This is a genomic window from Nesterenkonia sp., assembly GCF_029265375.1.
Classification (GTDB): domain Bacteria; phylum Actinomycetota; class Actinomycetes; order Actinomycetales; family Micrococcaceae; genus Nesterenkonia.
Genome location: NZ_JAJUJJ010000015.1, coordinates 1 through 25,994 on the forward strand (window position 1 = coordinate 1; position 25,994 = coordinate 25,994).

The 25,994-nt window shown below is 66.6% G+C and carries 24 protein-coding genes, 1 tRNA gene and 1 pseudogene; 10 read left to right on the forward strand and 16 right to left on the reverse strand.

From position 1 onward, the window contains the following. Nucleotides 1-184: pseudogene (locus tag Q1K09_RS07565) on the reverse strand (IS30 family transposase); the annotation flags it as partial. A 2-nt stretch (nucleotides 185-186) separates the two neighbouring features. Between Q1K09_RS07565 and Q1K09_RS07570 the strand changes: the two are divergent. Further along, on the forward strand, nucleotides 187-591 hold the full coding sequence (locus Q1K09_RS07570) for an integrase core domain-containing protein (protein ID WP_300344364.1): 405 nt from the start codon (nucleotides 187-189) through the stop codon (nucleotides 589-591). 645 nt (nucleotides 592-1,236) lie between these two features. Here the strand turns inward: Q1K09_RS07570 and Q1K09_RS07575 are convergent. Next, nucleotides 1,237-1,312: transfer RNA gene (locus Q1K09_RS07575), tRNA-Lys, on the reverse strand. Between the two features lie 109 nt (nucleotides 1,313-1,421). Here Q1K09_RS07575 and Q1K09_RS07580 point away from each other — a divergent pair. The 7 genes from Q1K09_RS07580 (at nucleotide 1,422) to Q1K09_RS07610 (ending at nucleotide 9,520) form a co-directional block, all read left to right on the forward strand. Then, nucleotides 1,422-2,042 carry a hypothetical protein gene (locus Q1K09_RS07580; protein WP_300344365.1) on the forward strand — a complete coding sequence of 207 codons (621 nt, stop codon included), beginning with the start codon at nucleotides 1,422-1,424 and terminating at the stop codon, nucleotides 2,040-2,042. Nucleotides 2,043-2,199: 157 nt separating this feature from the next. Further along, a complete protein-coding gene (locus Q1K09_RS07585) occupies nucleotides 2,200-3,276 on the forward strand; it encodes a BMP family ABC transporter substrate-binding protein (RefSeq protein ID WP_300344366.1) in 1,077 nt (358 codons plus the stop codon). A 35-nt stretch (nucleotides 3,277-3,311) separates the two neighbouring features. Then, on the forward strand, nucleotides 3,312-4,895 hold the full coding sequence (locus Q1K09_RS07590; protein ID WP_300344367.1) for an ABC transporter ATP-binding protein: 1,584 nt from the start codon (nucleotides 3,312-3,314) through the stop codon (nucleotides 4,893-4,895). Then, nucleotides 4,892-6,223 (forward strand): ABC transporter permease, encoded by a 1,332-nt coding sequence (locus Q1K09_RS07595; protein ID WP_300344368.1) that lies wholly within the window; start codon nucleotides 4,892-4,894, stop codon nucleotides 6,221-6,223. Before Q1K09_RS07590 ends, Q1K09_RS07595 begins: the two co-directional genes overlap by 4 nt. After that, nucleotides 6,220-7,515, forward strand: a complete 1,296-nt coding sequence (locus tag Q1K09_RS07600) for an ABC transporter permease (protein WP_300344369.1) — start codon at nucleotides 6,220-6,222, stop codon at nucleotides 7,513-7,515. Before Q1K09_RS07595 ends, Q1K09_RS07600 begins: the two co-directional genes overlap by 4 nt. Nucleotides 7,516-7,888: 373 nt before the next feature. Next, nucleotides 7,889-8,500 (forward strand): nuclease PIN, encoded by a 612-nt coding sequence (locus tag Q1K09_RS07605; RefSeq protein WP_300344371.1) that lies wholly within the window; start codon nucleotides 7,889-7,891, stop codon nucleotides 8,498-8,500. A gap of 6 nt (nucleotides 8,501-8,506) precedes the next feature. After that, complete coding sequence (locus Q1K09_RS07610; protein ID WP_300344373.1) at nucleotides 8,507-9,520, forward strand: inorganic phosphate transporter; 1,014 nt, start codon at nucleotides 8,507-8,509, stop codon at nucleotides 9,518-9,520. Between the two features lie 50 nt (nucleotides 9,521-9,570). Here the strand turns inward: Q1K09_RS07610 and pstB are convergent, their stop codons facing one another. The 10 genes from pstB to Q1K09_RS07660 all read right to left on the reverse strand — a co-directional run bounded on the left by pstB (nucleotide 9,571) and on the right by Q1K09_RS07660 (nucleotide 19,263). Beyond that, a complete protein-coding gene (pstB, locus tag Q1K09_RS07615) occupies nucleotides 9,571-10,350 on the reverse strand; it encodes a phosphate ABC transporter ATP-binding protein PstB (protein ID WP_300344374.1) in 780 nt (259 codons plus the stop codon). A 34-nt stretch (nucleotides 10,351-10,384) separates the two neighbouring features. Further along, nucleotides 10,385-11,596 (reverse strand): phosphate ABC transporter permease PstA, encoded by a 1,212-nt coding sequence (pstA, locus tag Q1K09_RS07620; RefSeq protein WP_300344376.1) that lies wholly within the window; start codon nucleotides 11,594-11,596, stop codon nucleotides 10,385-10,387. Then, nucleotides 11,596-12,516 carry a phosphate ABC transporter permease subunit PstC gene (gene pstC / locus Q1K09_RS07625; protein WP_300344450.1) on the reverse strand — a complete coding sequence of 307 codons (921 nt, stop codon included), beginning with the start codon at nucleotides 12,514-12,516 and terminating at the stop codon, nucleotides 11,596-11,598. The genes pstA and pstC overlap by 1 nt, the downstream gene beginning before the upstream one ends. A 214-nt stretch (nucleotides 12,517-12,730) precedes the next feature. Beyond that, on the reverse strand, nucleotides 12,731-13,852 hold the full coding sequence (pstS, locus tag Q1K09_RS07630; protein WP_300344377.1) for a phosphate ABC transporter substrate-binding protein PstS: 1,122 nt from the start codon (nucleotides 13,850-13,852) through the stop codon (nucleotides 12,731-12,733). A gap of 236 nt (nucleotides 13,853-14,088) precedes the next feature. Continuing rightward, nucleotides 14,089-14,616, reverse strand: a complete 528-nt coding sequence (locus tag Q1K09_RS07635; RefSeq protein ID WP_300344378.1) for an amino-acid N-acetyltransferase — start codon at nucleotides 14,614-14,616, stop codon at nucleotides 14,089-14,091. Beyond that, on the reverse strand, nucleotides 14,613-15,320 hold the full coding sequence (locus tag Q1K09_RS07640; protein WP_300344380.1) for a hypothetical protein: 708 nt from the start codon (nucleotides 15,318-15,320) through the stop codon (nucleotides 14,613-14,615). Before Q1K09_RS07640 ends, Q1K09_RS07635 begins: the two co-directional genes overlap by 4 nt. A gap of 97 nt (nucleotides 15,321-15,417) precedes the next feature. Next, entirely contained in the window at nucleotides 15,418-15,564 is a 147-nt protein-coding gene (locus tag Q1K09_RS07645; RefSeq protein ID WP_300344381.1) for a hypothetical protein, read from the reverse strand. A 61-nt stretch (nucleotides 15,565-15,625) separates the two neighbouring features. After that, entirely contained in the window at nucleotides 15,626-16,006 is a 381-nt protein-coding gene (locus Q1K09_RS07650; protein ID WP_300344383.1) for a metalloregulator ArsR/SmtB family transcription factor, read from the reverse strand. A gap of 94 nt (nucleotides 16,007-16,100) precedes the next feature. After that, the gene (locus tag Q1K09_RS07655; protein ID WP_300344384.1) at nucleotides 16,101-17,267 is read right to left on the reverse strand and encodes an acyl-CoA desaturase; all 1,167 of its coding nucleotides are present in this window, start codon (nucleotides 17,265-17,267) and stop codon (nucleotides 16,101-16,103) included. A gap of 151 nt (nucleotides 17,268-17,418) precedes the next feature. After that, nucleotides 17,419-19,263: a sensor histidine kinase gene (locus tag Q1K09_RS07660; protein ID WP_300344385.1), complete on the reverse strand. Its 1,845-nt coding sequence runs from the start codon at nucleotides 19,261-19,263 to the stop codon at nucleotides 17,419-17,421. Nucleotides 19,264-19,410: 147 nt separating this feature from the next. On the opposite strand from Q1K09_RS07660, the gene Q1K09_RS07665 reads away from it, so the two are divergent. Together Q1K09_RS07665 and Q1K09_RS07670 are read left to right on the forward strand one after the other, a co-directional pair. Next, nucleotides 19,411-20,091 (forward strand): response regulator transcription factor, encoded by a 681-nt coding sequence (locus tag Q1K09_RS07665; protein WP_300344386.1) that lies wholly within the window; start codon nucleotides 19,411-19,413, stop codon nucleotides 20,089-20,091. A 202-nt stretch (nucleotides 20,092-20,293) separates the two neighbouring features. After that, on the forward strand, nucleotides 20,294-22,486 hold the full coding sequence (locus Q1K09_RS07670) for a S9 family peptidase (protein WP_300344387.1): 2,193 nt from the start codon (nucleotides 20,294-20,296) through the stop codon (nucleotides 22,484-22,486). A gap of 121 nt (nucleotides 22,487-22,607) precedes the next feature. On the opposite strand, the gene Q1K09_RS07675 is transcribed toward Q1K09_RS07670, so the two are convergent. The 4 genes from Q1K09_RS07675 to Q1K09_RS07690 form a co-directional block, all read right to left on the reverse strand. Next, nucleotides 22,608-23,093, reverse strand: a complete 486-nt coding sequence (locus Q1K09_RS07675) for an inorganic diphosphatase (RefSeq protein ID WP_300344388.1) — start codon at nucleotides 23,091-23,093, stop codon at nucleotides 22,608-22,610. Between the two features lie 95 nt (nucleotides 23,094-23,188). Continuing rightward, nucleotides 23,189-23,581 (reverse strand): hypothetical protein, encoded by a 393-nt coding sequence (locus tag Q1K09_RS07680; protein ID WP_300344389.1) that lies wholly within the window; start codon nucleotides 23,579-23,581, stop codon nucleotides 23,189-23,191. Then, a complete protein-coding gene (locus tag Q1K09_RS07685; RefSeq protein WP_300344390.1) occupies nucleotides 23,548-24,615 on the reverse strand; it encodes a hypothetical protein in 1,068 nt (355 codons plus the stop codon). Before Q1K09_RS07685 ends, Q1K09_RS07680 begins: the two co-directional genes overlap by 34 nt. A gap of 199 nt (nucleotides 24,616-24,814) precedes the next feature. Further along, nucleotides 24,815-25,984 carry a crosslink repair DNA glycosylase YcaQ family protein gene (locus Q1K09_RS07690; RefSeq protein WP_300344391.1) on the reverse strand — a complete coding sequence of 390 codons (1,170 nt, stop codon included), beginning with the start codon at nucleotides 25,982-25,984 and terminating at the stop codon, nucleotides 24,815-24,817. Nucleotides 25,985-25,994 lie beyond the last annotated feature (10 nt).

Genomic DNA, 25,994 nt, shown 5'->3' on the forward strand with positions numbered 1-25,994 from the left:
GCGGCATGCCACCACGATTGCGGAACCACCGAGCGCCGACGGCTTGAGACACACCAGTAGCCTCTGCTGCCTTCTCAGAGGTGATCCCGGTGGCGATGTGCTTCCAGAACTCTCGTTCGACCTCCTGCCGATGAGACGGAGTCCCCGGCGACTTCATCGCTGAACGGCCTGTGAACTGTTGCACCCATGCTGATGGTCTTCCCATTGCACACCTCCATGATCAAGGTGTTGCTACGACCAGTTGAATCCGAGCAGTATCGAGCGATTCGCTACACCGAGCGCCTGGATGAAGCAGAGGCTGTGGCCTCGGTGGGATCGAAGGGCGATTCCTACGACAACGCGATGGCCGAGGCGTTCATCTCGCTGTTCAAAGCCGAATGCGTGCGCAATCCGATCATGCGCCGCGGCGGTGGGCGGGGGATCAATGATGTGGAGATCGCGGTCGCGGAGTACATCGACTGGCACAACCACCGGCGCCTGCACGGCGAGATCGGCCACATCCCGCCCGCCGAAGCCGAGGAGCTTTACTGGAGCAAGCACCCGGTCGATGAGTATGCTCAAAATCACCCAGCTGCTGCTGGGATCCAATAATCAGGGTCTCTACCAGACCCGGGGCGCTTCACTCCAAGCGGACCAACTGTGAACAGAAGTCCATGTTCATCCCCGATGTGGAACGCGCGGTGGAGGACTACTACCGGCGGGTGCAGATACCTGAGCACGTGATCACCGCCTTGCGGGAACTGATCACCGCAGAGTTCGACCGGCTCAGCGCCACCAGCAAGCAGGAACGTCAGGCATACCAGCGTGAACGTGATGACTTGCTGGATGAACGGACCAAGCTGCTCCAAGCCCACTACGCCGGGGCGGTGCCGTTGGACCTGCTGAAGACCGAGCAGGACAGGATCAGCAAGCGCCTGGCCTTCCTAGAGGCACAGATCGAGGCCGGGGCCACTGAGTACGAACAAGCCCAGGCACACCTGGACGACTGCCTAGCCCTGGCGAAGGACTGCCACGCGATCTACACCAGCATCGATGACTCACTGCGCCGGATCGCGAACCAGGCCTTCTTCGACAAGCTGTACGTCACCGAGGCTGACACCGTGGACGGTCAGCCGGGTGTGCCCTTCAACATCATGTTCAACCCCGAAGTCCACGCCACCGCACGACGCCGACAGGCGGACGGAGACCTCAGTAGGACTCAAACCGGTGATGTCGGCGGTTTGAACAACGACGATCTGGTGGGCCCTGCGGGGATCGAACCCGCGACCAGCGGATTAAAAGTCCGATGCTCTACCATCTGAGCTAAAGGCCCTGGTGTGTGGTCTGCGGCCGAAAATGGCCAGCCCCCATGGTATCGCACACCCGCCCCTGGAGTCCCGGCCGCCGTGGGCGGCATAATAGGTGCGCGAAAGGAGGGCCCGATGAGCCAGCGCTTCCGCCGCCCGGCCTACACCGACCCTGCCTCCTTCGATCAGCGCGAGGGCGGTGCCGACCCGGCCGACATCTCCCAAGCCGCCCATGACACGGCCCACGCCCTAGTCCGCCAGGGCCGCGACTCCGCCGACCCGGAGATCACCGAACGTTTCGTCCGGCTGGCCGAGACCGAAGGCATCGAGGCCATCGCTGAGCTCTGGGCCCATTCCCCGCCGCGTTCCCTGGCCGGAAGCCTGTGGCGGATCTACGCCCTGCGGGCCGCCGTCCAGCGCAGCCCGGAACGGATGAGCGAGTACTACCGGCTCGGACGCTCCCACTCCGCCCCCTCGGCCATTGCAGGGGTGCCGGAGCCACCCACCGCCGAGGAGATGACCAAACTGGCGGACATGATCCTCGCCGGGATGTACGCCGGGGACATCGACGTCGCATTCGACCGTGCCGCCGCATTCTGCCGCGTCATCGCCCGCGGCCAGGCGCTGTGGGCAGACACCCACCGCTCCCCCGCCGAAGACGCTCGCCAGCTGACCTCCAAGGCCAACCAGCTGGTGCGCACCGCCGAAGAGCTGGAAGCCTCCGCGCGGGCCTACCGCAGCGGCACCCTGGACTGAGCGCACACCGAACCCCGGCAGCTGTCACAGGCGCGTAATACCATCACGGCTCACATACCCGTAGGATATGGTGCACCGCGCCGGTGTGTGTGGCGAACACCTCACGCCCTGGCGCACCGAACCTTCACTCGTACATGCACCAGGAGAACCCCCAATGATGAGGAGCACCCCCTCGCGCGCCGGCGTCGCACTCGCCGGAGTCGCCGCGCTGGCCCTGTCCGCCTGCGGCGAAGCCCCCGATGAGGAGAGCAACGACGCTGCCGCCGGCGGCGAAAACTCCGACTACACCGCCTGTGTGGTCTCCGACGAAGGCGGTTGGAACGACCAGTCCTTCAACCAGTCGGCCCACGAGGGCCTGATGGCCGCCGTGGAAGACTTCGACGTCGACCACGCCGAGGCAGAGTCCTCCTCCGAGTCGGACTTCGTCCCGAATGTGGACTCCATGGTCCAGCAGGGCTGCGACATCACCTTCGGTGTCGGCTACCTGCTGGCTGACGCGATCAACGACGCCGCCCTGGAGAATGAGGACCTCACCTTCGGCCTGATCGACGAGTGGCTGCCTGACGAGCCGGAGAACGCCAAGTCTCTGGTGTTCAACACCTCCGAGGCCGCCTACCTGGCCGGCTACCTGGCGGCCGCGATGAGCGAGACCGGCACAGTGGGCACTTGGGGCGGACTCCAGATCCCCTCGGTGACCGTGTTCATGGACGGCTTCGCCGACGGCGTGGAGCGCTACAACGCTGACAACGACGACGACGTCGAGCTGGTCGGATGGGACAAGGACGCCCAGGACGGCTCCTTCGCCGGCAGCTTCGACGACCAGAACGCCGGCCGCACCCTGACCGAGCAGCTGCTGGCCCAGGATGCCGACATCATCATGCCGGTGGCCGGCAACGCCGGCATCGGCGGCGCCGCCGCGATCGAGCAGGACGGCGAGGCTCTGATGATCTGGGTGGACTCCGACGGCTACGAGTCCACCGACTACGGCAGCATCATCCTGACCTCCGTGCTCAAGGAAATCTCGCAGGCGGTCTACGACACCATCGAGGAGGGCGTCAACGGCGAATTCAGCTCCGAGCCCTACATCGGTGACCTGGAGAACGACGGCGTCGGCCTGGCTCCCTTCCACGACTACGAGGACGAAGTTCCCGAGGAGGTCAAGGAGAAGCTGGAGCAGCTCCGCGAGGAGATCATCAGCGGCGAGACCCCCGTCGAGTCCGAGAACGCTCCGTGATCGTCGCCTGATCCGGCAGAAGGAACACCACGCCCGTGAAGCTAGAGCTGAGAGGTGTCACTAAGCGGTTCGGCACCTTCACCGCCAATGACGCCATCGACCTAACCGTCGAGCCCGGAGAGATCCACGCTCTGCTGGGTGAGAACGGGGCCGGCAAGTCCACATTGATGAACACCATCTATGGGCTCTACCAGCCGGACGAGGGGCAGATCCTCCTCGACGGCCGGCCGGTCAGCTTCCACGGGCCCGGAGACGCCGTGGCGGCCGGCATCGGCATGGTGCATCAGCACTTCATGCTGGTGCCGGTCTTCACCGTCACCGAATCAGTCATGCTCGGCTACGAACCCACCAAGCGGGCCGGGCTCATCGACTTCCAGACTGCGCGCCGCCGGGTGCAGGAGATTTCCGCACGGTTCGGCTTCGATGTGGACCCCGACGCCTATATCGAGGACCTCCCGGTGGGCGCCCAGCAGCGGGTGGAGATCATCAAAGCGCTCTCCCGCGACGCGGAGGTGCTCATCCTGGACGAGCCCACTGCAGTGCTGACCCCCCAGGAGACCGACGAGCTGATCAGCATCATGCGCCAGCTGAAGGAGTCGGGCACCTCGATCGTGTTCATCACCCACAAGCTGCGCGAGGTCCGGGCGATCGCCGACACCATCACCGTGATCCGCCGCGGCAAGGTGGTGGGCCAGGCCACCCCAGAATCCACCGAGACCGAGCTGGCAAGCATGATGGTGGGCCGGGAAGTCAGCCTCACCTCGGAGAAGACCCCGGCCGAGCCCGGCGAGGACGCCCTGCAGGTGGAGAACCTCACCGTGCTCGACGCCGCCGGCAAAGTCATGCTCGACGACGTCAGCCTCTCTGTCCGCCACGGTGAGATCCTCGCAGTGGCCGGAGTGGACGGCAACGGACAGACCGAACTGGCCGAAGCGATTCTGGGCACCCGCGAGCCGGCCGCCGGCCGCATCACACTCGACGGCGAAGACTGGTCCGACCTCAGCGTGAAGCAGCGGCTGAACTCCGGGCTGGGCTTCGTGCCCGAGGACCGCTCCACCGACGGTGTGGTCGCCGGCTTCTCCATCACCGAAAACTTTGTGCTGGACATGTACGACCAGCCGCCCTACTCCAACGGCACCGCGATGAAGCCCGCAGTGATGCGGGCCGCTGCCGAAGAGCAGACCTCCCGCTTCGACGTCCGCCTGGGCACGGTGGACGATCCGATCTCCACGCTCTCGGGAGGCAATCAGCAGAAGGTGGTGCTGGCCCGGGAGCTCAGCCGGGACCTGAAGCTGCTGGTGGCCAGCCAGCCCACGCGCGGGCTCGACGTCGGTTCCATCGAATTCGTCCACCGCACCATCATCGAAGAGCGCGATAAGGGCACCGGGTGCATGATCATCTCCACCGAACTGGACGAGGTGCTCAACCTGGCAGACCGGATCGCGGTGATGTACCGCGGCCGGATCGTCGGCATTGTGGAGGCCGGCACCTCCCGCGATGTGCTGGGACTGATGATGGCCGGGGTGCCCGCCGCAGAGGCGGAGGTCCAAGCCGCCCAGCATCACACCGTCCTCGGTGAGGCCGACGAAGCAGCCGAAGGGGAGAGCGACCTGGCATGAGTGAGAAGACCACCACCTCACAGACCCCCGAGGACCCCTCGGGCGCGCTGCAGGAGGCCGAAGGCCGGCTGCACCACGCCCTGCGCGAGCTCGGACAGTCCAACTGGCTGATCTCTGCGCTGGCCGTCGTCGTCGCCCTGGCCGTGGGTGCGGTGCTGATCCTGGCCGCCAATCCGCAGGTCCAGGCCACCCTGGGCTACTTCTTCGCCCGACCCACCGACTTCTTCGCCACCAGCTTCCAGGTCCTCCGCGACGCCTACTCCGCACTGTTCCGCGGAGCCGTCTTCGACTGGAACGCGACCACCCTCCAGCGCTCCGTGCGGCCGCTGACCGAGACCATGGTCAACGCTGTGCCGCTGATCCTGGCCGGCCTGGGCATCGCCATCGGGTTCCGCTCCGGAATGCTGAACATCGGCGGCCAGGGCCAAATCATCCTGGGCGCATCCTTCGCCGGCTTCATCGGATACAGCTTCGGCCTGCCGCTGGGAGCCCACATGCTGCTTGCCCTGGCCGGCGGGCTGCTCGGCGGCGCCATCTGGGGCGGCATCGCAGGTGTGCTCAAAGCACGCACCGGCGCCAATGAGGTGATCGTGACGATCATGCTCAACAACATCGCCATCTTCCTGCTCGCCTGGCTGCTGCGCCAGCAGTGGTTCACCCAGACCGGCTCCGCCCAGCCGCAGACAGCGGCCGTGGAGGACACCGCCCGGCTGTTCAGCCTGCTCGGCGGCAGCTTCCGACTGCACGCCGGCATCCTGGTAGCCGTGCTGGCCACCATCTTCGTGTGGTGGCTCATGGAGCGCTCCACCCTGGGATTTGAGTTCCGGGCCATCGGAGAGAACCCCGAGGCTGCGCGCACTGCCGGGGTCTCCGTAGTCAAAGCCACCGCCCTGGTGCTGATCATCGGCGGGGCGCTGTGCGGACTCGGCGGGGCCGCTCACCTGCTGGGCACCGAGTACCGGCTCACCGCAGGCATCGCCGGAACCATCGGCTTTGACGCGATCACCGTCGCCCTGCTGGGACGCTCCCGTCCGCTGGGCACCTTCCTGGCCGGTCTGCTCTTCGGCGGTCTGAAGGCCGGGGGTGTGCTGATGCAGGCCCAGACCGGCACGCCCATCGACATTGTGCTGGTGCTGCAGTCGGTGATCGTTCTGCTGATCGCTGCTCCCCCGCTGGTGCGCGCCATCTTCTTCCTGCCCCGCCCCGACGGAAAGCCGCGCAGACTGCGCGCACGCACCGCGGGCTCCGGCTCCGCCGGAGATGACGACGGCGAGCAGCCGACCAAGGACACCACAGCCGCCTCACAGGCCGGAGGGAGCAGCCGATGAGCATCGACACCACCGCCGTGCAGGCCGAGCAGCAGCCCGAGGGCGAGGCGCGGCTGCAGCCGATCCGCTGGAAGTTCCCCATCACCTACGCCGTGCTGGCGCTGCTCGCCCTGGGAGTCTTCGCCGCCTTCAGCCCCGCCGGAACGCAGACTCAGTTCCGGCTGGCCACCGCTGCCGACTTCTTCACCATCCCGCTGGTGAATGTGCCCGCAGCACCCACCGCCTGGGTCCTGGGGATCGCCCTGGCAGCACTGGCCGGGCTGGCTATCCACTTCGCCGTGCGCCGACGCCGGCTCGGAGTGTGGCACCCGATCCTCTTCGGCGTGCTGTTCGTGCTGGCCTTCCTGGTGTGGGCCGGCGCCGGAAGGGATGCCGTGATTCCGCTGGTGACGGTGCTCACCGGGACACTCGCCCTGTCCGTACCGCTGATCTTCGGGGCCATGTGCGGCCTGGTCGGGGAGCGCTCCGGAATCATCAACATCGCCATCGAAGGTCAGCTGCTGGCCGGAGCGTTCCTGGCCGCCGTCGCCGCCTCCTTCTTCACCTCAGCCTATGTGGGGCTGCTCGCCGCCCCTTTCGCCGGGGCCGCTGTGGGTGCGCTGCTGGTGCTGTTCTCTGTGAAGTACCACGTCAACCAGATCATTGTGGGCGTGGTGCTCAACGTCCTGGTGATCGGTGTGACCAGCTTCCTGTACTCCACAGTGCTGACCCAGAACGCCGAGCTGTGGAACGCCCGCCAGCAGCTGCCGCGGCTGCCGATCCCTGGGCTGAGCCAGATCCCGATCATCGGGCCGGTGCTGTTCAACCAGACCATCCTGGTCTATCTGATGTACGCGTTGGTCATCCTGCTGCAGATCTTCGTGTTCAAGTCCCGGTGGGGACTGCGCATGCGGTCCGTGGGCGAGCACCCCAAGGCCGCGGACACAGTGGGCGTCAACGTCAACCGGACCCGAGCGGTCAATACGATCTTCGCCGGCTGCATCGCCGGTCTGGGCGGCGCCTTCTTCACCGTGGGTCAGGGACTGGCCTTCGGCGCAGAGATGTCGGCCGGGCAGGGATTCATCGCGCTGGCTGCGATGATTCTGGGACGGTGGAACCCGGTGGGTGCGCTGTGCGCGGCCCTGCTGTTCGGCTTCTCCACCTCCATCGGGAATGTGCTCTCCACCATCGGGACGCCGGTGCCCAGCGAGATGCTGCTGATGCTGCCCTACATCATCACCATCTTCGCTGTGGCAGGATTCGTCGGCCGCGTGCGTCCCCCGGCAGCTGAGGGCGTTCCCTACATCAAATAGGCCCGCTCACCGCGGCCCCGCGCCGTGCTCGAGGCGCCGTCGCCCGGATCCAGCGGCCGGTGCCGCGGGAGTTTGACCGTGCTGGGGAGACAGCGGCACACTGGATGCAGGTGTCGGGCTGCAGGCAACCCCCGGGCTCCAACCTTTAGCCGCTTCGAGCGGCCACGCGCCGTGAGGCGTTCCCAGCCCGGCACCGCCCCCTCTCTTTCAGTACGCGTCCCCGCCCGGCAGAACTGGAACGGTTGATCACGCCCTGCGCGTCATTCTGGGGTAGCGTATCTTCGGCCATTCACCCGGTGGCTATACACTCACCACGTGCAGGACACCTGCCGTTCAACTGCTGGACTAGCACCGCGGGGGAAGTGCTCACCTGATGATCAACCGACAGCGCCACGCCCAGGCCACGGACCTGTTGACCGACATCGCCCAGGAAGTTCGGGCCGGCGTCGGGCTGCTGGCCCAGCTGCTGGGCACTCCTGCCGGGCAGAGGTCTGCCCACCGCGAGCGGCTGCTCGGACTGGAGGGCAGGACGATGGACCTGCACTTCGCCCTGATGACGCACATCCGCAGCGTCTTTCTCACTCCCCTGCCCCGGGAGGACATCTACGCGCTCTCTCAGCAGCTGAACCGCACAATGGAGCATGTGGTGGCTGCCGGGGACCTCATCCTCTCCCGGGAGAGCCTGCAGCTTCCGCCCGCCAGCCAGGACCAGGTGGAGACTCTGCAGCGTCAGGTGGAGCTGACCTCGACCGCGATGAGCCGGATGGAGGACTTTGACCATTTGGAGGACTACTGGGCGAAGATGCAGCGACTCTCCAAGCAGGCCAACCGGACCCACCGGGAGTGGATCACCTCCACCGACAGCGCTTTCCAGCCCAATATCGCACTGCAGCAGTCTGAGCTCTCCGGTGAGATTCTGCGGGCGGTCCATGCTCAGCGGGAGGTCGCAGTGATCTGCGGATCAATCATTGTGCGGGAGTCCTGATCCGCGGTGGAGCTGCTGCTGATAGTGCTGGTCGGCGCCGTGCTGGTGCCGAACCTTTACGTTGCGGGCCTGCATGATGTGCCCAACTCCATCGCCATTCCGGTGCGCACCCGGGCACTGACCCCGCGGATGGCGGTGCGCGTGGCCGCCGTCTTCAACACCTTGGGCGTGCTGCTGGCGCTTCCCCTGGGCATCTACCTCTATGCCTGGTTCGACTTCCCGGACATGGACCCGGGCCTGACACTGGCGGTGATCCTCTCGGCCCTGACTGCGGTGCTGGGCTGGAACCTGTTCACCTATTTCCGGGGGATGCCGACCTCCGTGACCCACGCGCTGCTGGCCGCGCTGCTGGGAAGCTCGCTGGCGGCACTGATCACGGCAGATATCGACACCTCCCAGATTCTGGGGCTGCCGTGGCTGACCCCGTTGGCCACTCTGCTGCTCTCCCCTCTGGTGGCCTTCGGTGCTGCCTATCTGCTGGTCTTTCTCGCAGTGCGGGTAGCCCGGGGTGAGGATCCCGACGACGTGAACCGGATCGCACGCGGACTGCAGTCAGTCTCGGTGGGTGTGACGTCCCTGGGCACCGGGCTTCAGCAGGGGCAGCGGTTCGCGTTCCTGCTGCTGGTGGCTCTGGGCGCAGCCGGGGTGAGCGACCCGGCCACCTGGGTGGGGTGGGCCGCGGTCCCAGTGGCTGTGCTGATCGGGGCCGGCGTGCTGCACGGCGGCTGGAGGATCGGCCACGTTCTGGCCCACCGGCTGGTGGCCATCGACCCGCTGCGGGGCATGGTGGCCACGGTGACGACCTCCGGGCTGCTGTTCATCGGCTCGATGGGGCTGGCACTGCCGCTGTCGACATCGCTGACCGCTGCCAGCACGATTATGGGTGCGGGAACCAATCAGCGCTTCGCCACGCTGAACTGGCGGCAGTTCCGGCGCGTAGCGTTCTTTTGGGCGGCCACCCCTGTGGCATCGGGCACTGCTGCCGCGATCTTGACCCTCAGCCTCAGCGCGCTGCTCTGAGGTCGCGCCCGCGCGGGCCGGACGCCGCCCTCAGTCACCGGGAGCGGTGCTTATCCGAACTTGCCGGAGACGTAGCGCTCGGTCTGCTCGTTGGAGGGATTGTTAAAGATGACGTGGGTGTCATCGTACTCAATCATCTTCCCCGGTTTGCCTGTGCCGGCGATGTTGAAGAACGCGGTCTTCTCGCTCACCCGAGCCGCCTGCTGCATATTGTGGGTGACGATGACGATGGTGTAGTCCTGCTTCAGCTCGCCGATGAGGTCCTCGATGGCCAGCGTGGAGATGGGGTCCAGCGCGGAGCAGGGCTCGTCCATCAGGATCACGTCCGGCTTCACCGCCACGGTCCGGGCGATGCAGAGCCGCTGCTGCTGACCACCGGAGAGACCGGAGCCGGGGTTGTCCAGCCGGTCCTTGACCTCGTTCCACAGGTTGGCCCCGCGCAGCGCCTCCTCCACAATCTCATCGGCGCGCGACCGGGAGAGCCGGGCGCCGTTGAGCTTGTAGCCGGCCAGCACGTTCTCCCGGATGCTCATAGTGGGGAACGGGTTGGGCCGCTGGAAGACCATGCCGACCATGGTGCGCACGGTCACCGGGTCCACCCCGGGAGCGTAGATGTTGTCGTCATCGAGCAGCAGCTCGCCCTCCACGCGGGCGCCGGGCAGCACTTCGTGCATCCGATTCAGTGAGCGCAGGAAGGTCGTCTTCCCGCAGCCGGAGGGCCCGATGAACGCGGTGACCGACCGGGCGGCGATCTCAATGTTGACGCCCTCCACGGCCAGGAAGTCTCCGTAGTAGACGTTGAGGTCCTTGGCGGTGATGCTCTTGGACATGGGCTTCAGCTCACTCTTTCTGGGTCAGATGTTGTCAGCGGCCGGTCTTCTTCGGCGCGAAGAGGGCGGCGATGATGCGGGCGATCAGGTTCAGCCCCATCACGATCAGGATCAGGACCAGGGCGGCGGCCCAGGCCCGCTGGTGGGAGGGGTCGGAGAAGTTCGGGGAGGTGGGATTCTGGAACTGACGGTAGATGTAGACCGGCAGCGCCGTCATCCACCCCTGGAACATATTCCAGTTGGTGTAGACCACGAATCCCGCGGTGACCAGGATGGGAGCGGTCTCACCGATGACCCGGGCGATGGCAAGCGTGACGCCTGCGGCGATGCCGGAGATCGCAGTGGGGATGACCACCTTGAGGATGGTGCGCCATTTGCGCACTCCCAGCGCGTAGGAGGCCTCACGCAGCTCATTGGGCACCACGCGCAGCATCTCCTCAGTGGTGCGCACCACCACCGGGATCATCAGCACCGAGAGTGCGACGGCGGCAGTGATGCCCATGGTGGAGCGGCTCGGCAGGGGAAGGCCCAGACTGTTGGCCGTGCTGAGGAACCATCCCATTGCGGCTGCGCCGAAGAGGCCGGCCACGATCGAGGGAATGCCGGTCATCACGTCCACGAAGAAGGTGATGGCGCGCGCCAGCGTTCCGCCCCGGGAATACTCCACCAGGTAGATGGAGGTCATCAGGCCGATCGGCACGGAGATGAGCGTGGCCGTGAGCGTGATCAGCAGGGAGCCGATCATTGCGTGGCGGATTCCGCCGAGCACTGCAGTGCCCTCCTCCTGGGACTGCTGATCGATGCTGCCGTCGATGCCGCGCATATCGGAGGCCAGGAAGCCCGGCTCCAGCAGGCCGGGCACGCCCACTGAGACCACTGACCAGATCACCGAGACCAGCGGCAGCAGGGCGACGATGAAAGCCAGGTAGACCAGGTTCTTCCAGAAGCCGTCGGTGGCTTTGCGCCGGTTGACCCGTGTCCGGGTCACCACATAGCTGATGATCACATAGCTGACAGCGGTGAAGATCAGCCACAGGGCGATGCTGAATGAGATCAGAGCACTGAGCGCAGCCCCGAGGACGGCAGCGGCTGCCAGCACCACCAGCCCTACCCACCACGGGATGGAGTTCTGGGTCAGCGAGCGGGGCCGCAGCGCTGCTGCGGGATCCGGCCGTCGCTGGGCAGGGGGGCCGGCAGGCCCCTCCACAGAGGTCGGCGTCGGCTGCTTTTGGTCGGTCTGGCTCATCAGTTGGCTCCCGAGAATTCCTTATGCCGGCTTACGATCCAGCGGGCCGTCATATTGACGATGAGGGTGATGATGAACAGCACCAGCCCGATGGCGATCAGCTGCGCCTGCCGCTCCGAGCCCGGCGGAGCCTCCGGGAAGCCCAGGGCGATCTCCGCGGGGATGGTGCTGTTGCCCGCCGAGATCAGCGAGGCGGTCAGCAGTCCGGGCGAGAGCACCAGCGTGACTGCCATCGTCTCTCCCAGCGCACGCCCCAGGCCGAGCATGACTCCGGAGATGATGCCGGCACGCGCGAAGGGGAAGACGGCCATGCGAATCATCTCCCAGCGGGTGGCTCCCAACGCCAGGGCGGCCTCCTCATGGAGCTTCGGCGTCTGGATGAAGATCTCGCGGCAGACCGAGGTGATGATCGGCAGCACCATCACGGCAAGCACCACTCCGGCAGTCAGGATCGTGCGACCGGTCTGCGATGGGCTGCCTGAGAACAGCGGGATGAAGCTGAGGTACTGGTGCAGCCAGGCGTAGACCGGCACCAGAGCCGGACCCAGGAAGCTCATACCCCATGCGCCGTAGACCACAGAGGGAATGGCGGCAAGGAGGTCGATCACGTATCCGATCGATTTGCTCAGCCGCGGCGGCGCGAAATGTGAGATGTAGAGGGCCACGCCCACCGCCACCGGGGTGGCCAGCACCAGTGCGATCAACGCGGCGATCAGTGTGCCGACCACCAGCGGGTAGGCATATTCCACGAACTGCCCGACGATCCAGCCTTCTTCCTCCCGGTGGATCGCTCCGGTGGAGTTGGCCGTCAGAAACAGTGCCACAAAGGCCAGCGTCACCAGAATGGTGACGCCGGCCAGCAGGGCCAGAGTGGAGAAGACGCGGTCTCCGAAGACTCCGGGCGAATCCGACGTGCGCAGCGATGAGGCCTGGGGTCTCGTCGCAGTGCTGACGGCGGTGGGAGAAGACTGCGGCTCGTCTGAACTGGTCACGAGATAAGCCTCTCAGATGCTGGGGGACAATCGGCCGCGCGGTGCATGGCGCGGACGCCGGGGCCGGCGAAGCGCATTGCGCCCTCCGACCCCGACGTCCTCACTCGCACCATGGAAAAGCAGCTGCTCGACGTCGCAAGCGTCACTCAGCTGCCGAGATCTCGGAAATGGCCTCCATGGCCTGGTCGCGCAGATCCTGAGACATCGGAGCGTTGCCTGCGGCCTCTTCAGCAGTGGCCTGGCCATCTTCGGAGACGACGTACTCGGCGAAGGCGATCGCCAGGTCGGCGGTCTCCTGGTCCGGGTATTCACTGCAGAAGATGTGGTAGGAGACCAGCACGATCGGGTACGCGCCGGACTCTTCGGTCTCGCGGTCCAGCTCCACGGCCATGTTGTTGGGGGCCTGGCCCTCCACCGGGGTGGAGGAGGCCACAGCCTGGGAGGCCGCCTCGGCGCTGTACTCCACGTACTCCTCACCGACCTGGACAGCCACGGTGCCGAGGTCGCCGATCTGAGAGGCATCCGCGTAGGTGATTGCGCCGTCGGTCTGGGTGGTCAGGTCCACCACGCCGGAGGTCTGCTGGGCATTCTCCGAGGTGATATCGGAGGGCCAGGTCTCAGAGGCCTCCCACTCCCAGGTCTCGGCGGCAGCCTCCAGATACTCGGTGAAGTTCTCCGTGGTGCCGGAGTCGTCCGAGCGGTGCACAACGGTGATCGGAGTGTCAGGCAGCTCCACGCCCTCGTTGTGCTCGGCGATGGCCTCGTCGTTCCAGGTGTCGATCTCACCGGCGAAGATGCTCGCCAGGGTGTCGGGGTCCAGGTTGATGGGGCCCTCGACGCCTTCGAGGTTGTACGCCACAGCGATCGGGGAGATGTAGGACGGGATGTGGAATGCGCCGTTCTCGCCGCAGATCTCCTTGGAGGCCTCCCACTCCTCGTTATCCATGGCGGCGTCGGACCCGGCAAAGTCGTATTCTCCGCCGAGGAATCCTTCGCGTCCGGAGCCGGAGCCCACGGAGGCGTAGTTGACCTGCGCGCTGGAGGCCACCGAAGCGAAGCCCTGGGTCCAGGCGGTCATCGCGGCCTCCTGGGAGGATGCGCCGCCGCCGACCAGAGTGCCCTGGACCTCGACGCTCTCGCCTCCGCCGTTGTCCCCGCCGTTGCCGTTCTCGGCGGGGGGGTTGTTGGCCTCGCCGCAGGCCACCAGGCCCAGCGATACCACGGACAGAATGGCCGCTGCGCGGCCGAAGCTTGATGCTTTCACAATGTCCCTCTCTGAGGTGTCAACGTCAGCGCGTCAGCAGCGCTGAGAATCCTAGGTGCCGATGTGCCGGTCCGCCGCAGGATCCGGCAGAAGCCGGCGCGGTGGGGCTCTCTGCCCTGAGCGGACCGAGGATCACGCTAGGCAGGCAAAGTGACAGGAAGTTGCTGACAAGATGAACGGGCGGTGAACAGCGAGGGACTAAACGGTTGAGCTGGCCCGACGGTGTGATGCGCCTCTCACTGATGCAGGTGCAGCAGCATGCGGGTGTTGCCCAGGGTGTTGGGCTTCACCCGGGCCAGGTCCAGGAACTCCGCCACACCCTCATCCGGTGAGCGCAGCAGCTCGACATAGACCTCCGGATCCACCGGTGTCTGGTCGGCCATCACCTCGAATCCATGGCGGATGAAGAACTCCACCTCGAAGGTCAGGCAGAAGACTCGGGAGACCCCCAGAGTCTCGGCGCGGTCCAGCAGCGCGCGCAGCAGGGCTGAGCCCACACCCCGGCCGCGCCAGGAGTCCAGCGTGGCCAGCGTGCGGACCTCCGCGAGGTCCTCCCACATCACGTGCAGGGCGCCGAAGCCGATGAGTTCGCCCTCGGGGCCCTCGGCCACCAGGAACTCCTGGATGGACTCGTAGTAGGCCACAGCCTCTTTGGGCACCAGCACGCGCTTGGCCACCAGGGGGGCCGCCATGTCGATGATGCGGCGCACATCGGAGGTGCGTGCCGGCCGGATGCTGAATTCGGCGGTGCTCTGCCGGCTCACGGCTCCACCCCCAAGACCTCGAAGGTGTGCGGCTCGCTGCTGATCCCGGAGACGGAGACGATCAGCTGGTACTCGCCGGTGACCAGTTCGGCGGCTTCGGTGCAGTCCACGGACGAGTCAGAGCGCGGCCAGACCAGGTGGGCGCTTTCGGTCTGTCCCGGCTCGAACTCCATCTCCAGGGACTCCCCGCTGAGTCCGCACTGGTCGGTGTTGAAGATCTCCCGGCTGCCGCTGCTGACCCGGAAGACCTGCTCAGCCGTGCCGACGTCCAGCGTGCACTCCTGGCTTCCGGTGTTCTCGATCTCCATGATCAGCAGCGGGGCCACATCGGTGCCGTAGGACTCCTGGTTGGTGGAGGCTCGGACCTCTATATCGGAGGGCGCGCACCTGCCGTCGGACTCAGAGTCCTCGTCCTCCTCAGCGGGGGCCTCTGTCTGCGCCTCGGCGTCCTCGCCGGCGGGGGTCTCCTCCGGCTCCTCAGCCGGGGACTCCTCAGCCGAGGATGAGGCTGCAGTGCCGGCGTCGTCGTGGTCCTCTGCGCTCTGCTGCGGCGCGGCTGCGGGCGCCTCGTCCTGACCGGTGAAGGTGTCGATGAGGGCACGGACACCCCAGGCCGCCAGCGCCAGAACGAAGACCGCCAGCAGCGCCGCGACCAGCCGCCGCCGGCGGTAGACGGCAGGGGAATGACGGCGGCGCTGATTCATAGGCACCAGAGTAGTCAGCCACGAGCCAGGATCACGGCGGCGACACCGGTCAGAGCCCAAGCAGGAGGTCTGGGGTCGCCCCCTGGGCGACGAGGAGTCAGGACGTTGTGCTGATGAGCTGGGACACCAGGCTCCTCACCCGGCGGTGAATATCGTCACGGATGATCTCCATGCGCTGGCGGCCTTCGATTCCGCGGGCGCTGGGTTCGTCAGTCTCCCAGCGCTCCACCTCAACGCCGTCCACCGGCGGAACCTGCCCCGGTTGCGCACGCAGACGAACAGCACTGCCGGGGTGCTTTCCAGGCTCATCCGCGGGGCGTCCGTTCTGCGCCGGACTCGGTGAGGAGATCGGTGTCGGAGCACAGCTGGTGGCACAGGCCGGCGAGCGCTGCGGGGACCAGGGAGTAGTAGGACCAGGTGCCGCGCCGCTGGCGGGTCAGGAACCCAGCGTCCATCAGGATCTTCAGGTGGTGGGACACCGTGGGCTGGCCCAGGTTCAGCGGTTCGGTGAGGTCGCAGACGCAGGCCTCACCGTTCTCTCCGGCTGCGATGAGCGAAAGCAGCATCAGGCGGTTGGGGTCGCCCAGCGCCTTGAACCGCGCCGCCAGCTCCGCCGCGCTTTCGGACTCCAGGCGCGGCGGCTGCGGCGGAGAGGTGCAGCATGCCAGATCCTCAGCTGCGGACATCCGGGGCTCCTTCACTCATCCAGACGGCATATTGATGAATATCGATACACCTACTGTAGCGGGAGACCTGCTCCGGTGTCGATGCTTCAGCGGCTCAGCGGGCGCGGAACTGGGAGATCAGCGGGCATTCCATCGGGTTCCCGCCTTTGCCCAGGCCCACACGATTCAGGTAGGAGATCACGATGCCGTAGGACTCCACCAGGCCCGCCTCGGTGTAGGGGATGCCGCGTTCGGCGCAGAACCGGCGGACCATCGGCTGAACCTTGTGCAGATTCGGGCTGGGCATCCGGGGGAAGATGTGGTGCTCGATCTGGTAGTTCAGCCCGCCCATGGCCCAGTCCGTCAGGCGTCCGCCGCGGATATTGCGGGAGGTCAGCACCTGACGCTGCAGGAAGTCCACCTTGACTCCGGCCGGGATCAGCGGCATGCCCTTGTGGTTCGGCGCGAAGCTGGCGCCCATGTAGACGCCGAAGACTGCCAGCTGCACGGCCAGAAAGCCCAGGCCCAGCCAGGGGCCCAGCAGCCAGATCACCAGGGCTGGGAAGCCGATGACCCGCACCGCCAGCAGCGCCGCCTCTGCACCGCGGTGTTTGAGCTTATCGGCCCGCAGGATCGTCTCGGCGGCCTTGTAGTGCAGCACCAGGCCGAACAGGGTCAGCAGCGGGAAGAAGAACCAGCCTTGGCGGCGGCCGAGCCAGCGCATGAAGCCGGTGCGCTTGGCCGCGTCCTCGGGGACGAACACCAGGGCGCCGGCTTCAATATCGCCGTCCTTGCCGATGGTGTTGGGGTGCACATGGTGCTTGCTGTGCTTGTGGGTCCACCAGCCGTAGGAGAGCCCGACCACCAGGTTGCCCACAATGCGTGCCGTCCACTCATTGCGCGTACCGGTGCTGAAGATCTGCTGGTGAGCGGCGTCGTGGGAGAGGAACGCGACCTGGGTGAACAGCACTCCGAAGAGTGCGGCCACTGCCAGCTGCCACATGCTCTCGCCGAGGGTGGCCAGCAGTGCTCCGGCGGCGGCGAAGCCTGCCACCAGCACGGCAGCGCGGCCCAGATAGCTTGCCGCGCCGGTCTCCATCAGTCCGGCGTCCTTCACCTGACGGGAAAGCTCCAGGAAGTCCTTGGTCTGCCGGTTGCCCGCGCCCGCTTTGGACCTTCCAGCAACGGTCCTGCGGCCAGTGTGGGGGGTGGCCGCCGGCTGCGCTGTGGGCGCCGGAGTGCCCGGGGGCGAGACCGCCGGCGCATTCTGTGTGATCGTCATGGTTTCACGCTAGGTGGAGACTATGCGCCTGCGCGTCACCCCAGAGAGCCAACCTGACCCCCTACCCCAGTAGGGCCGCTCCTCCGCCAGAGGCTCTGGGAGTGCAGGCTGCAGGTGTGCAGATGCGTGCCCTGCTCCGCCGAATCAGGCGCTACCGCAGCGGCAGCAGGGCCTGCACTGAGAATCCCCCGTCTGGGGTAGGGCCGGCGTGCATCTGACCTCCGACGGCGGCCGCTCGCTCCCTGAGTCCGGCCAGGCCGAGTCCGGCTCCGGGGGCGGGATCCACCGCCGGCTCCGGTGGGGCGGTGTTGACTACGCGGATGCGGAGCTGCGGGTGCCCGGCGTCGTCGTCGGAGATCTCACAGTCCACGCTCACCTCGGCAGAGGGGGCATGGCGCAGAGCATTGCTCAGCGCCTCCTGAACAATGCGGTAGGCCGCCAGTCCGGTGGCTGAGCTGGTCGCCGGCAGCTCCGCTGCCGCCAATCCGCGGTGGCGGATGGGTGTGCCGGAGGCCCGGGTGGCCTCCACCAGAGCGTCGATGTCCTCCAATCCCGGCTCCGGTGCGGTGGGCGCCTCGTCCCCTTCCCCGCGGAGGATGCTCAGCAGCATGCGCATCTCCCCCAGCGCCTGGCGTGAGGATCCGGCGATCTCGGCGAACTCCCGGCGGGCGGCTTCATCCATTCCGGGATTGCGGTATTGGGCGGTGGCCGCCTGCACGCTGATCACCGACATGCTGTGGGCCACCACGTCGTGGAGTTCGCGGGCGATCCGGTTGCGCTCCTGCAGTTCCTTGCTGCGCCGGTCCTGCTCTGCACTGGAGCGCTCGGCGGCTTCCAGCCGGCCTGCGTTGAGGATCCACAGCCGTGCCAGGGATCCGATGAGTACGACGGCGGCACTGACGGAGGCGAAGACGATGCTGGAGGCCACAACGCCGGGCTGCAGTCCCGGGGAGGCTCCCAGCAGGGCGGCCAGGGTGAGCACTGCTCCGGCGCACCATGCCGAGGCTGCGTAGTACCAGGGGCGGGCGAGAGCGCCGACCGTCAGCGCTGCGCACTGGGTGATCAGCGCGGTCACCGGCCACGGCCAGACCGACTCCCCTGCGAAGGTGGCCAGCATGAGGGTGCCGGCTGCGGCCAGGGACAGCCCCAGTCCCCGCCACGCCCACCGCAGGGCCAGCACCACTGACGCGCTGTGTGCGGCCACCAGCACCATGGCCAGGGCGACGGGGACCTGGTAGACGGCGGCTGTGACCGGCCAGCCCACTGCCAGCAGCACGACTGCGGCGAAGCTCGCGCCGATCCAGGACCAGGCCTGGGGGCTGAATGAGGCGCTGGTGCCGCGCGCCGTGGTGGTCGGCCTGCCGGCGTCGGCGTCGTCGGTCCTCTGCGCCCCGGATCCCAGCAGCGCGGCGGTCAGCTGCGCATCCGCCCGGGCCAGTCCGGTCAGTGCTCGCGGGAGGGTGACCAGCAGCATCAGCCCGAGCACAAAGTGCACGGAGGAGTCCAGCAGATACTGCACGGAGGCGGACTCCGGCACCAGCTCCGGCTCGATCAGCTCCAGCAGCTGGATCAGCGTTCCGCCCTCGGGCAGGAACAGCGACCAGAAGAAGTAGGTGATCCCGGCGGGTGCCGCCAGCGTCCACACCAGCGCGGTCAGGCCGGTGAGCAGCCGCAGCGGCAGAGCTATGAGCGCTTCGAACACCAAGTCCAGCCAGCGCCTGGGATCGCCCATCAGCCGCAGCGGCCCCGTCAGGCCCGGGCCGGGCGGCCGGTAGACCATCGGCTCCACCTGCATCCCCCAGTACCGCAGCCGGCTGCGGTCCAGCTCGGCGAACCCGGAGGCCACCATGAGGGTCAGCGGCATCAGCAGCGCGCCCACCCAGATCACGGCAGTGGCCAGGGAGACGGCGGTCATCGCGGCCAGCAGGCTGAAGCTGAAGACAGCTATCGGCGGTCCCGGCAGCAGGTAGGCGTAGTGGCGGGCCAGGGAGGTCACGATCTTCACACTGGACCCCGATCAGCCCTGCGCGCATCACCCTGCAGGTCACAGATGAGTCGGCGAGGCTCATACTTCGGAGGGACATGGTGCGCCAGAGGCGCGGGAACCCCGACAACGCAGGCGGCTCTGGGATAGCGTGGGGCCGTGAGCAAGACTGACCCATTCCCGGTGCGAGTGCTGATAGTGGACGACCAGTCGATGATTCGCGCCGGATTCGCTGCTCTGCTCGACGCCCAGGAAGGGTTGGAGGTGGTCGGCACAGCAGAGGACGGAGCCGGAATCACCGACGTGGTGCGCCGCACCCGGCCCGATGTGGTCATCATGGATATCCGGATGCCCAAGGTCAATGGTCTGGAAGCTGCGCGCACAGTGCTCAGTATGCCGGGCGACCCGCCACGAATCCTGATGCTCACCACTTTTGATGCCGACGAGTACGTATTCTCCGCGCTGCGTGCCGGCGCCAGCGGTTTTCTGCTGAAGGATGCGACCCCGGAGGAGCTGGTGCACGCGGTGCGGGTGGTGGCCTCAGGCGAGGCGCTGCTCTCGCCGAAGATCACCCGCACCCTGATCGCCGACTACGCAACGCGCCCCTCCGGCCCAACCCCGGATTCCACCCTGCTGAATGCGCTGACCGACCGCGAACTGGATGTGATGCGGCTGGTGGCCCGGGGCCGTTCCAATGGTGAGATCGCCGATGAGCTGCATCTGGCCGAGCAGACGGTGAAGACCCACGTGTCCCGGATCCTGTCCAAGCTCAGCCTGCGGGACCGCACCCAGATCGTGGTGACCTCCTACGAATCCGGGCTGGTCCGCGCCGGCGAGTAGCGCCCGTCTGTGGGAGCGCCACTGTGCGCTCACTGCAATGCCACGAAGGCCGGGCTGCGCAGACGAACCCCCGCAGCCCGTGCGTGTGCTGTGCTGCGGCTGGACCAGAACATCAAGGCTTGAACGTGCTCTGATTGAATGGTCTGCGGAGACGATGCCGTTTACGGCACCCGCACCTGCCCGGAACCTGGAAGCGAGCCCGATGACCACCCACCCCACACCGCCCGTCGCGCAGAAGATCCCCACTGAGCGGACTCACCACGGAGACACGGTCGCCGACCCCTACGAATGGCTGCGGGACAAGGAGTCCGAGGAGGTCCTGGCGCATCTGCGGGCGGAGAACGCCTACACCGAGCAGGTGACCGCAGACCAGCAGCCGCTGCGGGATGCCATCTTCGCCGAGATCAAGCACCGCACAGTGGAGACCGACCTCTCGGTGCCGGCCCGGCGGGGCGACTGGTGGTGGTTCACCCGGACCATTGAGGGGCAGCAGCACCCGATCTACTGCCGCGTTCCGGTGGCGGACCCCGAGTCCTGGGAGCCGCCGGTCATCGAGCCTGGGGTCCCGCTGGAGGGCGAGGAGACCTACTTCGACACCAACGCGGAAGCCGCCAAGCACCCGTTCTACTCCATCGGCGGGATGGCCACCGACGACGCCGGCACGCTGCTGGCCTACTCCGAGGACACCACCGGCGATGAGCACTACACCCTGCGCTTCCGCCGCCTGGATACCGGAGAGACACTGGAGGAGCAGATCAGCAACGTCCACGGCGGACCGCTGCTGGACCCTGCTGGTGACTATGCCTACTACATGGTGGCTGACGCCGCCTGGCGGCCCTACCGGCTCTACCAGCATCGCCTCGGCACCGACCCCGCCGCCGACCGGCTGCTGCTGGAGGTCACCGACGAGCAGCTGTGGAGCTTCCCCTACCTGTCGGCCGATAAGCGCGATCTGGTCATCTACTCCGGCAATTCGGAGTACAACGAAACCCGGATCATGGACCTGAGCGATCCGGCCTCCGAACCGGTGCTGCTCATCGGCGCAGACCGCCGGCTGGAGCACAATGTGGAGCCCTTCGAGCTCGACGGTGAGCGCATGCTGCTGATCACCCACAACCAGGACGGGCCGAATAAGTCTGTCTCGCTGACCACTGCCGAGGCGCTGCGGTCTCAGCTCGAGGCGCCTAGTCTGGACCTGGGTCCGCGCGTGCTGGCCCATGAGGACACGGTGAAGCTGGATGATTCAGTGGCTGTGACCCGGGCCCAGATTCTGGTGCAGGCCCGGGTCAACACCAACCAGTCGGTCTACCTGCTGCCGCTGCAGACTGTGCGGGCGGTGCGTGACGGCGCAGCTGCGGTGCCGACCTCCGAACTGTCTGGTCCAGCATTCGAAGCGGAGATGTTCACCGTGGAGCTGGTCCAGGCCGAATATGAGGCTCCGCTCTTCCGCGTGCGGTTCTCCTCCTGGCTGATTCCCGACCGGGTCTACGACGTCCCGCACGCCGAACCCACACCGCTGCTGCGGAGGGAGACTCCGGTCAACGACGTCGACCTGGACAACTACCGGGCTCTGCGGCTGTGGGCCCCCACCGGCCAGCAGTGGCCCGACGGCAGCGAGGTCAGCATTCCTGTCACGGTGCTGCATCACAAGGATGTGACCCCTGACGGCACCAATCCGACGCTGGTCTACGGGTACGGGTCCTATGAGATCTCCATGGATCCGGGATTCGGCATTCCGCGGCTGAGCCTGCTGGACCGCGGGATCGTGTTCGCAGTGGCCCACGTGCGCGGCGGCGGCGAGCTGGGCCGCAAATGGTACGACCACGGCAAGAAGCTGCAGAAGAAGAACACCTTCACCGACTTCCTCACCGCCACCGACTACCTGGTGGAGACCGGCTGGGCTGATCCGCAGCGAATCGCGGCCCTGGGAGGATCAGCTGGCGGGCTGCTGATGGGCGCTGTGGCGAATATGGCGCCGGAGAAGTACCGGGCGATCGTGGCGCAGGTGCCGTTCGTGGACAATCTGACCAGCATCCTGGATCCGGATCTTCCGCTCTCGGCTCTGGAGTGGGAAGAGTGGGGCAACCCGATCCAGGACCCGGAGGTGTATCAGTACATGAAGTCCTACTCGCCGTATGAGAACGTGCAGGAGGCGCAGTATCCGGCGATCGCCGCGGTCACCTCACTGCATGACACACGCGTGCTCTACGTGGAGCCGGCCAAGTGGGTGCAGAGGCTGCGCGAGCACCAGCAGGGGGATGCCCCGATTGTGCTGAAGACCGAGATGGACGGCGGCCACGGAGGCGCCTCCGGACGGTATGAGAAGTGGAAGGACCGCGCCTGGGACTACGCGTTCGTGGCCCACTGGCTGGGCGCTGCGGACCGCAGGTTCTGAACTCCCGCGTCGAGTGGCGGATTTACTGCAGCAAACCGGTCAGAATCGCCGATGAGGTGCAGTAAATCCGCCACTCGACGGTAGTGGGGGCGGGCGGCGCAGGCCGTGAGCGGCTGGGGGTTCAGCCGGCGAAGCGCTCGATAGAGCGCTGCAGTTCCGCCTCGGCCTCCTGACGGCCGGCCCAGCCTTCGATCTTCACCCATTTGCCGGGCTCCAGATCCTTGTACCGGGTGAAGAAGTGCTCGATCTCCTTCACCAGGAAGTCATTGAGGTCTGAGATGTCCTGGATCTCATCGAACCGCTTGTCGTCCGGGACGCAGACCAGCTTGGCGTCGCCGCCGCCGTCGTCGGTCATATTCAGCACGCCGATGGGACGAGCCTCCACCACCACGCCGGGGATCAGGTCCACACCCGGAATGTAGACCAGTGCGTCCAGGGGGTCGCCGTCCTCACCCAGGGTGTCGTCGAAGTAGCCGTAGTGAGTGGGGTACTGCATGGGGGTGTACAGCACGCGGTCCAGGCGGAGCCGGTGGGTCTCGTGGTCGATTTCGTACTTCACCCGGGAGCCGGCAGGGATTTCGATGGTCACATCGCGGACGAGGGCCACGGTTCCTCCTTCAAGAACATGGAAAAATTCACTGCTCAGCGTATAACGGCGCCAGCCATCTCCGCTGTGCGCCTACCTTCGGCCCTCGCGCCCCATCAGGACTGCTCGGCGCCGGAGCGCCGGTCCGCCGAAGGAGTGTCCTCAGATTGGGGCGCAGGCCCGGCCGCGCCGTCGCCCTCTTGCTCGGCAGGCCCTCGGCGGAAGAGACGGGTTCTTTCGATGGCGAGGTAGAGCACCACGCCGGTGACGATGCCGGCGATAGCGCCGTGAGTGGCCAGCACCACCGCTGTCACACCGGCGACGCCGCGCTGGGCGGAGGTCTCAATCTGACCCAAACCGATGGTGATGCTGACATATCCGGTCAGGATCAGGGTCAGCGCCAGCGCGATCGGCAGCACCGGCTGGAAGATGGACACCAGCGGCAGCAGGAAGATCCCGATCATGAATGCCAGCATCATGGTGCCGATGCCGCCATAGATGGAGTCCATGGCTTTGCGGCCCTGCTTATGGCGTTCCAGCACGGAGGCGTGTCCGGCGGTCCAGATCGGTCCGGCCAGCGCCGGGGGGGCGCCAGGAGCGCGACTGCCAGATTGCGCACTCCGGTGACCAGATGCAGCCGGGTGATGCTGGTGTCGATCTTTTCGTCCTGGCGGACCTTGTCCGCGTTCGTGGTCAGCTCATTGCCCACCACCATGTTCCCGAAGGCGATGACATAGGCGATGATCGCGGTGGGGATCGCCAGCAGGAAGACTTCGGCAGGCAGCAGACCCACGGCAAACGGGGTGTAGCTGAACATTCCGACGAAGTCGGGCTTGGCGATGCAGCACTCCACATCCGGACGCGGATACTCAGCCACGGCCCAGCCGATGGCGATAGCAATGAGCATCGGCGGGATGCGACCGTAACTGGAGATCAGCCGCGCAAGCTTGTTCTTCTCCGCCAGCCGGCGGAAGGAGAGTGAGAAGAGGAAGATGAACGACAGCAGGGCTCCAACAACAATGGAGACCGGGGTCTCCACCACGGATTCGCCCTCGGAGATCTCGCCCAGCAACGCGGCGATCCCGGCCCCGATGAGGATTCCAGCCTTGATGAACTTCGGCAGATTGGTGACCAGCTTCCCACCCAGTCTCGTCACACCCAGCACCGTCATCAGCGCGAAGACCAGCAGCTGCAGGGCAAAGACGGCCTGGACTGCTTCCGGACCGGGTTCGCAGTCGCTGAGGTAGATCAGCACGATCGGGATCCCGGCAGTGATGAATCCCGGGAACATCGGCACTCCTAGAGCGATGCCTGCGAGCATGAAGACTTTGAACGTGATCACGAAGGCCAGCGCCACCTCGAAGGACATGCCCATGGTCTGCTGCAGCAGCGGGATCAGGCCCAGGCCGACCACGAACATGACCATGCCCTGGATGAACTCGGGAAGCTCCAACCGGTAATGCACCAGCGGCAGACGGATCTTGAAGGGGCCGAGGGGCCAATACGGCTGCTCCTGGCCGTGGGCCCGGGTGTAGATGGGCATCGGGGCGCTGCTCCTCTGCTGAAGGCTCGGGGAAAGAGTCGGGGTGACAGCCCTATCATTCAGCTGCGTGATGCACCTCATCTAAGCGACGTTTCGCTGTACGGACCGCTGCGGACAGGCAACGGCGCCGTATCCGGCGTGCACTCCGCCCCGGACTTTCCACCGCAGCTGCGAGAAGAGTCCCCTGCAGCAGCGCTGTTCAGCTCGGCAGGCTCAGCTCTACACCAAGCTGCCGGGCCAGCGTGCGGCCGGCAGTCTTCACCCGAGCCGTCACGCTGCGGGTCGGTACGCCCGGTTCGGGGAAGACCGTGTTGACCTGCAGCAGGCCGCCGGCGCGCTGCAGATCCACCCGTCCGATCAGCCGGTGACCCGAGAGCAGAGCCATCACATAGTGGCCGTAGATCCGTTTGCTGCGCGGAACATAGGCCTCGAAGGTGTAGTCAAAGCCGAAGATCCGCCGGGCCCGGCCGCGGTCACGCAGCAGCGGGTCGAATGGGCCGATCAGCCGCGCAGTCCGGGCTTCTCCCAGCCCGTGGTCCTCCGGCATCGGGGCATCCAGCAGCTCCGGCAGGCAGTACGCCGTCTCTTTCCAGCCGGGCACGGTCAGCTGCGCCAGCTGTGCCAGAGCAATGCCCTGCTCGGCGTCGGGCCGGCTGAGGTGATAGTGGTGGGCGAAGTCCGCGGCGGTCATCACGCCCAAATGCGCGGCGGCACGCTGCGCCAGGCGGGCACGCAGCGCGTCCGGCGGGTCGTGCTCGGCCTCGCGCACGGCGGCCGGCAGGGCCCGCTCGGGCAGGTCAAAGAGCCGCACGACGCCGTCGCGGGCGGTGATCACCAGCTCCCCGGTCCTGACCATATACTCGGCAGCCTGTTTCACCTCTGACCAGTTCCATCCGGTGGTCCGCGCCGAACCGAGGGCCTTCTCTATGGTGCCGATCTGCACACCGCGGGGTTGGGCGCCGACCACCTCGCGGATCTGCGAGCGCAGCGCGGGGGTGAGCGTCCCGGCGTAGCGCTGGCGGGCCCGCTCGCGGAAATACTGTCTGCGCAGCTCCAGCAGCGGCCAGTCCTGCATCGGGAACAGGCAGGCCACTTTGGTGAACGCCTCGAAGGAGACCGGACTCTTCTGAGGCCACAGGGACGCATCGACGTCGTCGGCCCGGTGCTGCCGGGGCAGCCGGGTCAGACAGGTCAGCCGCTGAGCGGTGGAGACCCGCATGAGCGGATCGAGCTGGATCAGCCCAGCAGAACGCAGAACATCGGCCGCAGTGCTGTACTCACCCGGACCGCTCGGATCGGGGATCCTTTGGGCAGAGACGACGGCGGCACGCACCCACTCCTGGGTGACCGGGATTGTGTCGGCAGTCACAGGCCCCATC

Bases quoted from the DNA above. Each gene is read 5' to 3' on its own strand.
- Q1K09_RS07605 (WP_300344371.1), top strand. From the start codon at position 7,889: ATGATCAACCGACAGCGCCACGCCCAGGCCACGGACCTGTTGACCGAC.
- Q1K09_RS07655 (WP_300344384.1), bottom strand. From the start codon at position 17,267: ATGACGATCACACAGAATGCGCCGGCGGTCTCGCCCCCGGGCACTCCG.
- pstA (WP_300344376.1), bottom strand. From the start codon at position 11,596: ATGAGCCAGACCGACCAAAAGCAGCCGACGCCGACCTCTGTGGAGGGG.
- Q1K09_RS07585 (WP_300344366.1), top strand. From the start codon at position 2,200: ATGAGGAGCACCCCCTCGCGCGCCGGCGTCGCACTCGCCGGAGTCGCC.
- Q1K09_RS07595 (WP_300344368.1), top strand. From the start codon at position 4,892: ATGAGTGAGAAGACCACCACCTCACAGACCCCCGAGGACCCCTCGGGC.
- Q1K09_RS07680 (WP_300344389.1), bottom strand. From the start codon at position 23,581: ATGGACTCCATCTATGGCGGCATCGGCACCATGATGCTGGCATTCATG.
- Q1K09_RS07685 (WP_300344390.1), bottom strand. From the start codon at position 24,615: ATGCCCATCTACACCCGGGCCCACGGCCAGGAGCAGCCGTATTGGCCC.
- Q1K09_RS07600 (WP_300344369.1), top strand. From the start codon at position 6,220: ATGAGCATCGACACCACCGCCGTGCAGGCCGAGCAGCAGCCCGAGGGC.
- Q1K09_RS07580 (WP_300344365.1), top strand. From the start codon at position 1,422: ATGAGCCAGCGCTTCCGCCGCCCGGCCTACACCGACCCTGCCTCCTTC.
- Q1K09_RS07640 (WP_300344380.1), bottom strand. From the start codon at position 15,320: ATGAATCAGCGCCGCCGTCATTCCCCTGCCGTCTACCGCCGGCGGCGG.
- pstB (WP_300344374.1), bottom strand. From the start codon at position 10,350: ATGTCCAAGAGCATCACCGCCAAGGACCTCAACGTCTACTACGGAGAC.
- Q1K09_RS07670 (WP_300344387.1), top strand. From the start codon at position 20,294: ATGACCACCCACCCCACACCGCCCGTCGCGCAGAAGATCCCCACTGAG.
- Q1K09_RS07570 (WP_300344364.1), top strand. From the start codon at position 187: ATGCTGATGGTCTTCCCATTGCACACCTCCATGATCAAGGTGTTGCTA.
- Q1K09_RS07650 (WP_300344383.1), bottom strand. From the start codon at position 16,006: ATGTCCGCAGCTGAGGATCTGGCATGCTGCACCTCTCCGCCGCAGCCG.